The sequence below is a fragment of the Bacillus sp. FSL M7-0307 genome (genome assembly GCF_038627835.1).
Lineage (GTDB): Bacteria > Bacillota > Bacilli > Bacillales > Bacillaceae > Bacillus > Bacillus altitudinis.
Window position 1 is genome coordinate 643,805 of sequence record NZ_CP152023.1, and the last position, 12,870, is coordinate 656,674.

The window sequence follows — 12,870 nt, forward strand, 5'->3', positions numbered from 1 at the left end:
ATTATGTGTTTATGATAAAAAGACATAATTCGCTGATTGGATCACCAAAGGCGCTTTGATTTCCTTTTTTCTATAGAAGGGTTCAGAGTGCCTTTTTTCTTGCATTCATCATAACGGGAGGGGATGACTTGTCACGCTGGCTTAGGCAGGTGATTGAGCGGAAAAAGCAGGTATTGATTGAGCAGCTCCTTTTATGGGGGCATGAAGAAAAACATGAAGCGCTCATGCACTATACGATTCATGAGCTGGAAAATGAGGTTCTCTATTTAAAAGAGCGCAAGCAAAATTAGTGGGATGGGGGATGAGCGATGGATGAACAAAAGCTGAATTTTATTTTATCTGCCTTAAAAGGGATTGAATACGGGTCGGTGGTGATCACCATTCATAATGGACAAATTACACAAGTCGATACGACAGAAAAGACTCGTTTCGCGGCACACCAGGAGAATCTTCGGATTCAGAAAGCAAAGCAGGGGCGCTATCGTTCATGAAAAGTTATGAAAGATGATGAAAAGCTGATCCAGTCATCAGCTTTTTTGTTTTGTCTTATTTTCTCTCCATTTAAAACCTCTTCATTCTTTTATCCGTCTATTCGTATGAACGTCAAGGAATCTTGACTGAATAGAGAGACTCCGCTACTTTAATAGGAGTCATTCGGACAGGTCACTTGAGCCTGTGCGGATTGTCTGAGATAGGAGTTGATATGGGATGTTAGAGAAAGATCAAGAGCAGGTCACATCTGAAACGAAAAACGAAGAGCCATCAATAGATCAAGAAACAAGGCAGTCCCGCCTCAGCCGCAGTGCTGCAAAACGAGGAAGAACGGCTAAGCCAGCTGATGAAGAGGGTTCAGCCATTCAGCGCATCGCAAGAGGTGTTGGAGGTGCGTTTAAGCGCTACGGCTCATATGGGTTTGCGATGTTAAAATCACCGAGTCGTGCGATCCATCAAGCGGACACTTTACGCATGAAGTACGCCTGGATTTCAATTGTGTTATTCAGTGTGTTTTTTGCTTTAGGCAACTACGTTCAATTAAAGGCGTCAAAGACCCGTTTATTAGGTTTTGGTATTCATTATTCTTTTGGTGACGCCTTTTTGAAGGTAGCGGTCTTTACACTCATTTTGTTGACACTGATGATGCTGACGGTTTGGGTGCTCGGTAAGTACATGCTGAAAGGAAACATATCGCTGAAAGAAGTGATCATGAAGTTCGGTGCCGTGCTTGTGCCGGTTTTGGTTTTATCTATCCTTTGGCTTGTATTTGCCATGCTGAATATTCCATATGTAACGGTGATTTTATCCGTCATGATGTTTTTCGGTCTTCAGCTGATTGCCATTGTGCTCTTCCGCTCCATTCAATCAGAGCAAGAAGCTGTGCGGGGAGACTTGATGTATGCCGGCTGGGTCTTTTTGTTGATTGAGCTCGTCATCATTGCCCTTTTATGGGGCATTGTCGGAGAGTATTTGATCCCATCACTTGTTCCAGTTCGGTTTGGATAAAACACGTTTCAGCGTGTACTCGGTCTTTTTAAAATTCAAAGGCCTTCTATCACGCTGAAAAAAGACAAAGGGTTAAAATAAAGTATATTTTAGCCCTTTATCAACCATCTAAAGCCTCCTTTTGAAAAAGGAGGTTTTTCATGTTGAGAAGAGGAAAAAACGGGTAAACTCTTGGTAACAAAGACCACCCCTTGTTGTCGAAAGATATATGTGTTTTTCTCGCGCAAATTTGATTGTATCAAGGTTTGTTCTCTAGTAGAATATGGGGTGCTTTATTTGATTTTTAGTGCAGGGGGTTCGAATCGTGCTTCAACAACTTTTATCCAATGCGTTCACCATGGTTTTGATTATTTTAGTGATTAACATTGTTTATGTCTCTTTTTCCACTATGCGTTTAATTTTAACAATGAAAGGCAGAAGGTATGCAGCCGCTTTTGCTGGTACTGTCGAGATGCTGATTTATGTCATTGGTTTGAGTATCGTGTTAGATAACTTAGATCAAGTACAAAATGTCATTGCGTATGCGCTAGGTTATGGAATTGGAATCATTGTCGGGATGAAAATTGAAGAGAAGCTGGCACTTGGCTACATTACTGTGAACGTGATTACAAAAGAAATCGATCTAGATCTCCCAAAACAATTGAGAGAAAAAGGATATGGCGTCACCAACTGGGTAGTAGGAGGTCTTGAAGGAGACCGGTCAGCGATGCAAATTTTAACACCGAGAAAATATGAACTGCAATTATATGAAACGATTAAAACGCTTGATTCAAAGGCGTTTATCATTTCGTATGAGCCCAAAACGATTCATGGCGGCTTCTGGGTGAAGGCTGTGAAGAAAAGGAGAATTAAAGAATGACCGCAAAACCAAAGAAAAAGAAATTCTACGTGGAAGACAACATGACGATTGATCAAGTGTTGTCCCAGATGGCGGAGGAAGGCTACTCACCTGTCCGACGAATGGAGGAGCCCATCTTTCAGGAAAAGAAGGAAAATGGGTCGATTCAGATCATTCCGATTGGGAAAAAAATCGTATTTGAGGGAAAAATACTCTAAATCCGAACATTAAAACGACGACTTCATAGATTGTTCGATAAATCCGTTGACATCATGAACATCCGTTGTTAAGATAAACATGAAATCAAAACACGAGCCTCATATAATCTTGGGAATATGGCCCATAAGTTTCTACCCAGTTACCGTAAATGACTGGACTATGCAGGATAGTGAACAAAACTGACATGGCTTTTTAAAAGCGAACAGCGCTTACCATGGCCCGGTTTGTGTTGCTTCCTAACAATGCAATACAAACCGGGCCTTTTTGTTCGGCGTTTGACAAGCTACTTAGGTTTGGGAAGCGTGTCAAACGATACAAAATCGAATAATAGCTTAAAGGTGGGGACAAAATGAAGCCGCTTGTAGGTGTCATCATGGGAAGTACATCTGATTGGGAAACAATGAAACATGCGTGCGATATCTTAGAGGAATTAAACATTCCGTATGAAAAACAGGTTGTATCCGCACATCGGACACCTGATTTGATGTTTGAATATGCGACTGAAGCAAGAGGTAAAGGACTCAAGGTCATTATTGCCGGTGCTGGAGGCGCAGCACATTTACCGGGGATGGTCGCAGCAAAAACGACACTGCCGGTCATTGGTGTGCCCGTACAATCAAAAGCATTAAACGGGCTGGATTCCTTATTATCCATTGTTCAAATGCCAGGCGGTGTACCTGTTGCCACAGTGGCAATCGGCAAAGCCGGTGCAACAAATGCAGGCCTTTTAGCTGCACAAATGATTTCAGCATTCGATGAAGCCGTTGCAGCACGCCTTGAAGAAAGAAGAGAGCAAACAAAACAAACTGTATTAGAAAGCAGTGATCAGCTTGGCTAAGCAGACCATTTTTCCAAACGCAACCATTGGTATCATCGGCGGCGGACAGCTTGGCAGATACATGGCCGTCAGTGCAAAGCAAATGGGTTACCGTGCAGCAGTTCTTGACCCCGTCACACATTCACCTTGTGGACAGGTTGCTGATACAGAAATCACAGCCGCATACAGTGACCTTAAAGCGATCAGGCAGCTGGCGGACATCAGTGATGTGGTCACATATGAATTTGAAAACATTGATTATGATGCACTCAATCATCTGAAGGAAGAGGCGTATTTACCGCAAGGAAGCGAACTCCTTCTTTTAACCCAAAACCGTGAAACGGAGAAAAAAGGGATTGTAGATGCAGGCTGTGAAGTCGCCCCTTATCGCATCGTTCATGATGAGAAGGAGCTGGAAGACGCAGTAAATGCGCTTGGTTTGCCAGCTGTGCTGAAAACATGCAGAGGTGGTTACGACGGTAAAGGACAGTACGTCATTAAAGAGAAGGATCAGCTTCATGAAGCTGTTGCACTTCTCACTCATGGGACATGTATTTTAGAAAGCTGGGTTCCTTTCCAAATGGAACTGTCCGTGATTGTGACGCGGTCTGTTCATGGAGAAATTGCGACATTCCCAGTCGCTGAGAACATTCATAAGCACAATATTTTATTCCAAAGCATCGTGCCTGCACGGGTAGATGGCAGCATTCAGGAGAAAGCAAAAGAGCTGGCAACAACGCTTGCTGAAAAGCTAGGGCTGGTCGGTACGCTTGCTGTTGAACTGTTCCTGACAAATGAAGGGAAGCTGCTCGTCAATGAACTGGCACCGCGTCCGCATAACTCTGGACATTACACATTGGATTTATGTGAGACGAGTCAGTTTGAACAGCACATTCGCGCCATATGCGGTTTGCCGCTTGGCGGAACAGCTCTTTTATCAGAGGGTATGATGGTGAATTTGCTGGGCGATGAAGTGGACATCCCAAAAGAACATCCTGAGCTTTTAAAGGAAGCGAAGCTTTATCTATATGGCAAACATGAAGTAAAAGCCGGCCGCAAAATGGGTCATATGACATTTATGAAACAGCTTGATGATGAATGGATGGCAAACATCACAAAGATATGGACTGAAAGAGATGGAGGAAACGGGAAATGATCGAACGTTACGCACGACCAGAAATGTCAGCAATCTGGACAGAGGAAAACAAATTTAATGCATGGCTTGAAGTAGAAATTCTCGCTTGTGAAGCTTGGGCAGAACTTGGCATCATTCCGAAAGAAGACGTTGTGACTATGCGTAAGAATGCAAGCTTTGATATTGATCGTATTCTAGAGATTGAACAAGACACGCGCCACGACGTGGTTGCCTTTACGCGTGCTGTATCTGAATCTCTAGGAGAAGAAAGAAAGTGGGTTCATTACGGGTTAACATCTACAGACGTAGTGGATACGGCGCTTTCATATCTATTAAAACAGGCGAACGATATTTTGCTCAAGGACATTGAGAGATTTGTTGACATACTAAAAGAAAAAGCAAAAGAGCACAAATATACAGTCATGATGGGTCGTACGCACGGTGTACACGCTGAACCGACAACATTTGGCCTAAAGCTTGGTCTTTGGTACGAGGAAATGAAGCGTAACTTAGAACGTTTTAAACAAGCAAAAGCCGGCATCGAATACGGCAAAATCTCTGGTGCTGTTGGCACATATGCGAACATTGACCCGTTTGTTGAGCAATATGTATGTGAGAAACTTGGCATCAAAGCTGCACCAATTTCAACCCAAACCTTGCAGCGTGACCGTCATGCAGATTACATGGCAACCCTTGCTTTAGTTGCAACAAGCATTGAGAAATTTGCTGTTGAAATTCGTGGTCTTCAAAAGAGTGAAACGCGTGAAGTAGAAGAGTTCTTTGCAAAAGGACAAAAGGGATCATCAGCGATGCCGCATAAACGAAACCCGATCGGTTCTGAAAATATGACGGGGATTGCCCGCGTCATCCGTGGTTATATGCTGACTGCTTATGAAAATGTACCACTTTGGCATGAGCGTGATATTTCTCATTCATCTGCTGAACGCATCATTTTACCAGATGCAACGATTGCACTGAACTATATGTTGAACCGTTTCTCTAACATTGTGAAGAACTTGACGGTGTTCCCTGAGAATATGAAACGCAACATGGACCGCACACTTGGCTTGATCTACTCTCAGCGTGTTCTTCTTGCACTTATTGATACAGGTATGGCACGTGAAGAAGCATATGACACGGTTCAGCCAAAAGCGATGGAAGCTTGGGAAAAACAAGTACCATTCCGTTCATTAGTAGAAGCAGAAGAGAAAATCACTTCACGCTTAACACCTGAACAAATCGCTGACTGCTTCGATTACAACTATCACTTGAAAAATGTCGATATGATTTTCGAACGTCTAGGTCTTGCGTAAGAAATGGGCCGCCTGCTAGTCAGGCGCCTAATCCTGAAAATTGCCAACATTCAAATTAGGAGGCCAATCTGAATGACTGTGAAACAAGAACTTCTCTACGAAGGCAAAGCGAAAAGAATCTATCAGACCGATGACGAGCATATTTTATATGTTGAATATAAAGACTCAGCTACAGCATTTAACGGTGAAAAGAAAGCGGAAATTGAAGGCAAAGGCAGACTGAATAACGAAATTTCTAGCTTGATTTTTCAAATGCTACATGAGAAAGGGATCAACAATCACTTTGTGAAACGCCTATCTGAAACAGAACAGCTCATTCAAAAGGTAGACATCGTACCGCTTGAAGTCGTTGTGCGAAACGTGGTGGCAGGCAGTATGTCAAAACGTCTTGGGATTCCAGAGGGAACGAAGCTGGACACACCTTTGATCGAGTTTTACTACAAAGATGATGCACTCGGCGATCCGCTCATTACAGAAGATCATATTCGCATTTTACATGCAGCGACACCTGAACAGGTCGAGGAAATGAAACAAATCACAAGACAAGTGAATGAAGAATTGAAGCAAATCTTCTCAGATTGCCATGTGAATTTAATTGATTTCAAGCTTGAATTCGGAATAGATCACGAGAATCGTATTTTGCTAGCTGATGAGATTTCACCTGATACGTGCAGGCTTTGGGATAAAGACACAAACGAAAAGCTTGATAAAGACGTGTTCAGACGAAACCTGGGCGGCTTAACAAATGCATACGAAGAAATTTTCAAAAGACTTGGAGGCCATAAACATGTATAAAGTGAAAATTTTTGTCAGCTTAAAAGAGAGCGTTCTTGATCCACAAGGAAGTGCCGTGCAGCACGCTTTGCACAGTATGTCTTATCAGGAAGTAAAGGATGTCCGTATCGGGAAATATATGGAGCTAGTCATTGAGAAATCAGATCGTGACTTAGATACAGTGGTCAAAGAAATGTGTGAAAAATTGCTTGCCAACACGGTGATTGAAGATTACCGCTATGAGGTGGAGGAGGTTGTCGCACAGTGAAGTTTGCAGTGATCGTCTTGCCTGGCTCTAACTGTGATATCGATATGTACCATGCGATTCAAGATGAGTTAGGTGAACAAGTTGAATATGTATGGCACGACGAAACGAGTCTTGATGGTTTTGACGGTGTACTCGTACCAGGCGGTTTTTCTTATGGGGATTACTTAAGATGCGGTGCGATTGCTCGTTTTTCTAACATCATGCCGGCTGTGAAAAAAGCAGCTGCGGAAGGAAAACCTGTTCTTGGTGTTTGTAACGGGTTCCAAATTCTTCAGGAGCTTGGCATTTTGCCAGGTGCAATGAGACGGAATAAAGATCTAAAATTTATCTGTCGTCCAGTTGAACTCATTGTAGAGAACAACGAAACGCAATTTACAAGCGGTTATCAAAAAGGTGAATCGATTACGATTCCTGTAGCACACGGTGAAGGCAACTTCTACTGTGACGAAGACACGTTAGCGAAGCTGATTGAACGAGGCCAAATCGCTTTCACTTACGGTGACGATATTAACGGCAGTGTCAATCGAATTGCAGGTGTAACGAATGAACAGGGCAATGTACTCGGCATGATGCCGCACCCTGAGCGCGCGGTTGACTCATTACTAGGCAGCGCAGACGGACTTAAATTGTTTCAATCTATCGTGAAAAATTGGAGGGACACTCATGTCACTACTGCTTGAACCAAGTCACAAGCAAATTAAAGAAGAGAAATTGTATCAGCAAATGGGATTGAGTGATGAAGAATTCGCTTTAATCGAATCCATTATTGGCAGGCTGCCAAACTACACAGAAACGGGTATCTTTTCTGTCATGTGGTCAGAGCATTGTAGTTATAAAAACTCAAAGCCTGTTTTAAGCAAATTTCCGACAAAAGGAGAGCATGTTCTGCAAGGTCCTGGGGAAGGCGCTGGAATCGTTGATATTGGAGACAACCAAGCGGTTGTATTTAAAATCGAATCACATAACCATCCATCTGCAATTGAACCGTATCAAGGAGCGGCAACAGGTGTCGGCGGAATCATCCGTGATGTATTCTCCATGGGTGCTCGTCCAATTGCGGTATTAAACTCTCTTCGTTTTGGTGAACTGACTTCACCGCGCGTGAAGTACTTGTTTGAAGAAGTAGTGGCAGGGATTGCAGGCTATGGAAACTGTATCGGTATTCCAACAGTCGGCGGAGAAGTTCATTTTGATCAAAGTTATGAAGGCAATCCGCTCGTTAACGCGATGTGTGTAGGGTTAATCAACCATGAAGACATCAAGAAAGGGCAGGCAAAAGGTGTTGGCAATACGGTCATGTACGTTGGTGCTAAAACGGGACGTGACGGGATTCACGGTGCAACATTTGCGTCTGAAGAATTTTCTGATGAATCAGAAGAAAAACGTTCAGCGGTTCAAGTCGGCGATCCGTTCATGGAAAAGCTTTTGCTTGAAGCATGTCTTGAAGTCATCAAAAATGATGCGCTTGTGGGCATTCAAGATATGGGAGCGGCTGGCTTAACTAGCTCAAGTGCAGAGATGGCAAGTAAAGCCGGTTCAGGTATCGAAATGAACCTAGACCTGATCCCTCAGCGTGAAACAGGCATGTCAGCGTATGAAATGATGCTGTCTGAATCCCAAGAGAGAATGCTGTTGGTCATTGAAAAAGGCCGTGAGCAAGAAATCATTGATATTTTTGAAAAATACGATCTTGAAGCAGTCTCAGTCGGTCATGTGACAGATGATAAAATGCTTCGTTTACTCCATCAAGGAGAAGTAGTGTGTGAGCTTCCAGTTGATGCACTTGCAGAAGAAGCACCGGTTTATCACAAGCCGTCAAGTGAGCCTGCATACTATCGCGAGTTTTTAGAAACAAAAGTGGAAGCTCCAGCGATCACAGATGCAGCAGATACATTGAAACAGCTGTTAAAGCAGCCAACGATTGCGAGTAAAGAATGGGTTTACGATCAATACGACTATATGGTTCGTACAAACACAGTCGTTGCACCTGGCTCTGATGCGGGTGTGCTCAGAATCCGTGGGACGAAAAAAGCTCTTGCGATGACAACAGATTGTAACGCACGTTATCTCTACCTTGATCCAGAGGTTGGCGGTAAGATTGCCGTTGCAGAAGCCGCACGTAACATTGTCTGCTCAGGCGCTCGTCCGCTTGCAGTAACAGATAACTTGAACTTCGGTAACCCGGAGAAACCAGAAATCTTCTGGCAGATTGAAAAGTCTGCTGACGGCATTAGCGAAGCTTGCCGTACATTAAGTACACCGGTCATCGGCGGTAACGTCTCTTTATATAACGAGTCAAATGGAACAGCCATTTACCCAACGCCAGTTATTGGCATGGTTGGTTTGATTGAAGATACAGCTCATATTACGACTCAATCGTTCCAGCAGGCAGGCGATGTGATTTTCGTCATTGGTGAAACGAAGGAAGAATTTGCAGGCAGTGAGCTTCAAAAAATGACTGAAGGCCGTATCTACGGAAAAGCACCAGAAATTGATTTGGATGTAGAACTGGCGCGTCAAGATGCCCTTTTAGCAGCGATTCAAAACGGACTTGTTCAGTCAGCACATGATGTGTCTGAAGGCGGTCTTGGTGTAGCACTAGCTGAAAGTACATTTGGAACAGATGGTCTTGGCGCTGATATCCAGATCGATCTAAACAGCGCAGCATCACTATTCAGTGAATCACAGTCACGTTTTGTCGTCACAGTGAAACCAGAAAATCGCGAAGCGTTTGCTGCGGCTGTGCAAGATGCAAAAGAAGTTGGAACGGTCACAAATGATGGTGTATTCACTGTCAAAAATCAAGAAGGACAACAATGGATTCATGCGGCAGTCAACGAGCTTGAACGCGCATGGAAAGGAGCGATCCCATGCTTGCTGAAATCAGAGGCTTAAACGAAGAATGTGGCGTCTTTGGGGTTTGGGGACACGAAGAAGCCCCGCAAATCACATATTACGGATTGCATAGCCTTCAGCACCGAGGACAAGAAGGTGCGGGAATTATTGCAACAGACGGTGAAAACCTGACGTCACACAAAGGCCTTGGACTGATTACGGAAGTGTTCCAAAACGGTGAGCTTAAGGATTTAAAGGGAAAAGGTGCGATCGGACACGTTCGGTATGCGACAGCAGGCGGAGGCGGCTTTGAGAATGTGCAGCCCCTCTTCTTCCGCTCGCAAAACAATGGCAGTCTTGCCCTTGCTCATAATGGAAACTTGGTCAATGCAACGCAATTAAAACAGCAGTTAGAGAACCAAGGAAGTATTTTTCAAACGTCTTCTGATACCGAAGTGCTCGCTCACTTAATTAAGCGCAGCGGATATATGGATTTGAAGGATCAAATCAAAAATGCTCTGTCTATGCTAAAAGGAGCTTATGCTTTCTTAATCATGACGGAAACAGAAATGATCGTAGCGCTTGATCCGAACGGATTACGCCCACTTTCACTTGGTATGCTTGGGGATGCTTATGTTGTCGCTTCTGAAACATGTGCTTTTGATGTCGTCGGTGCTACCTATTTACGAGATGTAGAGCCTGGCGAAATGCTGATCATTAATGATGAAGGCTTAAAATCTGAGCGCTTTTCGATGAACATTAACCGCAGCATGTGCAGCATGGAATACATTTATTTCTCAAGACCTGACAGCAATATCAATGGCATCAACGTGCATAGTGCGAGAAAGAATCTTGGCAAGAAGCTTGCAGAAGAAGCACATGTCGAAGCAGATGTCGTGACAGGTGTGCCAGACTCCAGTATTTCTGCAGCGATTGGTTATGCCGAAGCAACAGGTATTCCATATGAACTAGGTTTAATTAAAAACCGTTATGTCGGCCGGACATTTATTCAGCCGTCTCAAGCATTGCGTGAGCAGGGCGTGCGCATGAAGCTGTCTGCTGTGCGCGGGGTGGTCGAAGGCAAACGTGTCGTCATGGTGGATGATTCCATCGTACGAGGAACAACAAGCCGCCGAATAGTAACGATGCTAAGAGAAGCGGGTGCGACGGAAGTGCATGTGCGCATTAGTTCACCGCCAATCGCTCATCCATGTTTTTATGGAATTGATACGTCTACACACGAAGAGCTGATTGCGTCATCTCATTCAGTGGAAGAAATTAGACAGGAAATCGGTGCAGACTCCATTGCATTTTTATCTGTAGACGGTTTAATGGACGGGATTGGCAGAAAGTATGATGATCCGCAGCGCGGTCAGTGTTTAGCATGCTTTACTGGAAAATACCCGACCGAAATTTATGAAGATACTGTCCTTCCTCATGTGAAGGAAACAGTCCTGACGAAATAATCGAATAATGGAGCAGCAGTCAACGTGATTTGATATGCTGCTCTTTCATTCTGCCGAAAATACATGAAAGACAAGCAGATAAAAGGAGTGAATGGGATGTCAGAAGCATATAAAAACGCCGGTGTCGACATCGAAGCAGGATACGAAGCCGTTAAACGAATGAAAACACACGTAGAACGTACAAAAAGAGCAGGTGTCATGGGGGCTCTAGGCGGATTTGGCGGTATGTTTGATTTATCTGAACTGCCATACAAAAAGCCCGTTCTTGTCTCAGGAACAGATGGTGTTGGTACGAAATTAAAACTCGCTTTTTTAATGGATCAACACGATACGATCGGTGTAGATGCTGTTGCTATGTGTGTGAACGATGTACTTGCACAAGGGGCAGAGCCGCTCTTTTTCTTAGATTACTTAGCAGTTGGAAAAGCAGATCCTTTGAAAATTGAATCCATCGTCAAAGGTGTAGCTGACGGATGCGAGCAGTCTGGTTCAGCGCTTGTCGGCGGAGAGACAGCAGAAATGCCGGGTCTTTACACAGAAGAAGAATATGATATTGCTGGATTTTCTGTAGGTGTCGTTGAAAAGGATGAAATCGTCACAGGAGAGAACATCAAGGAAGGGCATTTGCTGATTGGACTCAGCTCTAGCGGCATTCATAGCAATGGCTATTCTCTTGTACGAAAAGTATTGCTTGAAGATGCGGGTCTAGATCTTCACCAAACGTATGAACCTTTTACAAGACCGCTTGGAGAAGAGCTGCTTGAACCGACGAAGATTTATGTCAAACCTGTTCTTAAACAAGTGAAAGCTGGCAAAGTTGACGGTATGGCACATGTGACAGGCGGTGGCTTTATTGAGAATTTACCACGTATGCTGCCTGAAGGACTTGGTGTGGAGATTGATAACGGCTCATGGCCAGTTCCGCCTATTTTCTCCTTTATTCAAGAAAAAGGGCAATTGAAAGCAGAAGAGATGTTCAATGTATTTAATATGGGTATCGGCTTTGTCCTAGCCGTCAAAGAGGATGATCTCGTCGATGTGATTAGCGGACTTGAACAAGACGGAGAGAAAGCCTTCCTTATCGGACGAGTTCAAAAAGGAGAAGGCGTCACTTTCGGTGGTGGAAGCCTCTCATGAAAAAGTTTGCGATCTTCGCCTCTGGAAGCGGGACAAATTTTCAAGCCATTATTGATACGTTAAAAGAAGAACAGTGGCCGGCAAAAGCAGCCATTGTGATCTGTGATAAACCGGGTGCGAAGGTGCTGGAGCGGGCAGAGAAAGAGGGCATTCCGTCCTTTTCTTTTACGCCGAAGGCTTTCCCGAGTAAAGCCGCTTTTGAGCAAACCATCATTGAACAGCTGAAGCTGCATGAAGTGGAATGGATTTTCCTCGCTGGGTATATGCGACTGATCGGTCCGACATTGCTTGATGCATTTAGAGGGAAAATCGTGAATATCCACCCTTCTTTACTGCCAGCATTTCCTGGACTCGATGCGATTGGACAAGCCTATCAAGCAGGAGTCAAAGTGGCTGGTATCACGGTTCATTATGTCGACGAAGGCATGGATACCGGCCCGATTATTGACCAAGCAGCCATTCATATTGAACAAGGGGAAGACCTTGAATCCATTGAAAAAAGAATGCATGAATTAGAACACACACTATATCCAAAAGTGATCAAATCACTTTTAGAATTATCTTAATG

General features: G+C 44.0%; 15 protein-coding genes and 1 riboswitch. All 15 genes read left to right on the forward strand.

Annotated features, from left to right (window positions below; all coding sequences use genetic code 11):
- Nucleotides 1–128: 128 nt before the first annotated feature.
- On the forward strand, nucleotides 129–290 hold the full coding sequence (locus MHI41_RS03220; RefSeq protein ID WP_008344307.1) for a hypothetical protein: 162 nt from the start codon (nucleotides 129–131) through the stop codon (nucleotides 288–290).
- Between the two features lie 18 nt (nucleotides 291–308).
- Nucleotides 309–491, forward strand: a complete 183-nt coding sequence (locus MHI41_RS03225; protein WP_057078372.1) for a YezD family protein — start codon at nucleotides 309–311, stop codon at nucleotides 489–491.
- A gap of 217 nt (nucleotides 492–708) precedes the next feature.
- Nucleotides 709–1,500 carry a hypothetical protein gene (locus tag MHI41_RS03230; protein WP_057078371.1) on the forward strand — a complete coding sequence of 264 codons (792 nt, stop codon included), beginning with the start codon at nucleotides 709–711 and terminating at the stop codon, nucleotides 1,498–1,500.
- Nucleotides 1,501–1,804: 304 nt separating this feature from the next.
- On the forward strand, nucleotides 1,805–2,359 hold the full coding sequence (locus tag MHI41_RS03235) for a DUF5698 domain-containing protein (RefSeq protein ID WP_008344300.1): 555 nt from the start codon (nucleotides 1,805–1,807) through the stop codon (nucleotides 2,357–2,359).
- On the forward strand, nucleotides 2,356–2,556 hold the full coding sequence (locus MHI41_RS03240; RefSeq protein ID WP_008344299.1) for an NETI motif-containing protein: 201 nt from the start codon (nucleotides 2,356–2,358) through the stop codon (nucleotides 2,554–2,556). Before MHI41_RS03235 ends, MHI41_RS03240 begins: the two co-directional genes overlap by 4 nt.
- Before the next feature lie 79 nt (nucleotides 2,557–2,635).
- Nucleotides 2,636–2,737, forward strand: a riboswitch (purine riboswitch).
- 169 nt (nucleotides 2,738–2,906) lie between these two features.
- Nucleotides 2,907–3,395 carry a 5-(carboxyamino)imidazole ribonucleotide mutase gene (gene purE, locus MHI41_RS03245; RefSeq protein ID WP_017359824.1) on the forward strand — a complete coding sequence of 163 codons (489 nt, stop codon included), beginning with the start codon at nucleotides 2,907–2,909 and terminating at the stop codon, nucleotides 3,393–3,395.
- Nucleotides 3,388–4,530: a 5-(carboxyamino)imidazole ribonucleotide synthase gene (gene purK, locus MHI41_RS03250; protein WP_057078370.1), complete on the forward strand. Its 1,143-nt coding sequence runs from the start codon at nucleotides 3,388–3,390 to the stop codon at nucleotides 4,528–4,530. The genes purE and purK overlap by 8 nt, the downstream gene beginning before the upstream one ends.
- The gene (purB, locus tag MHI41_RS03255; RefSeq protein WP_138825287.1) at nucleotides 4,527–5,822 is read left to right on the forward strand and encodes an adenylosuccinate lyase; all 1,296 of its coding nucleotides are present in this window, start codon (nucleotides 4,527–4,529) and stop codon (nucleotides 5,820–5,822) included. Before purK ends, purB begins: the two co-directional genes overlap by 4 nt.
- Before the next feature lie 72 nt (nucleotides 5,823–5,894).
- Nucleotides 5,895–6,617, forward strand: a complete 723-nt coding sequence (gene purC / locus MHI41_RS03260) for a phosphoribosylaminoimidazolesuccinocarboxamide synthase (protein ID WP_007496901.1) — start codon at nucleotides 5,895–5,897, stop codon at nucleotides 6,615–6,617.
- Nucleotides 6,610–6,864 (forward strand): phosphoribosylformylglycinamidine synthase subunit PurS, encoded by a 255-nt coding sequence (purS, locus tag MHI41_RS03265; RefSeq protein WP_003214349.1) that lies wholly within the window; start codon nucleotides 6,610–6,612, stop codon nucleotides 6,862–6,864. Before purC ends, purS begins: the two co-directional genes overlap by 8 nt.
- On the forward strand, nucleotides 6,861–7,544 hold the full coding sequence (purQ, locus tag MHI41_RS03270) for a phosphoribosylformylglycinamidine synthase subunit PurQ (RefSeq protein ID WP_008344292.1): 684 nt from the start codon (nucleotides 6,861–6,863) through the stop codon (nucleotides 7,542–7,544). Before purS ends, purQ begins: the two co-directional genes overlap by 4 nt.
- The gene (gene purL / locus MHI41_RS03275; protein WP_272511914.1) at nucleotides 7,528–9,759 is read left to right on the forward strand and encodes a phosphoribosylformylglycinamidine synthase subunit PurL; all 2,232 of its coding nucleotides are present in this window, start codon (nucleotides 7,528–7,530) and stop codon (nucleotides 9,757–9,759) included. The genes purQ and purL overlap by 17 nt, the downstream gene beginning before the upstream one ends.
- Nucleotides 9,735–11,165, forward strand: a complete 1,431-nt coding sequence (gene purF / locus MHI41_RS03280) for an amidophosphoribosyltransferase (RefSeq protein WP_008344290.1) — start codon at nucleotides 9,735–9,737, stop codon at nucleotides 11,163–11,165. The genes purL and purF overlap by 25 nt, the downstream gene beginning before the upstream one ends.
- Before the next feature lie 96 nt (nucleotides 11,166–11,261).
- A complete protein-coding gene (purM, locus tag MHI41_RS03285; protein ID WP_017366751.1) occupies nucleotides 11,262–12,302 on the forward strand; it encodes a phosphoribosylformylglycinamidine cyclo-ligase in 1,041 nt (346 codons plus the stop codon).
- Nucleotides 12,299–12,868, forward strand: coding sequence for a phosphoribosylglycinamide formyltransferase (gene purN, locus MHI41_RS03290; RefSeq protein WP_008344288.1), 570 nt, complete (start codon nucleotides 12,299–12,301; stop codon nucleotides 12,866–12,868). The genes purM and purN overlap by 4 nt, the downstream gene beginning before the upstream one ends.
- Nucleotides 12,869–12,870 lie beyond the last annotated feature (2 nt).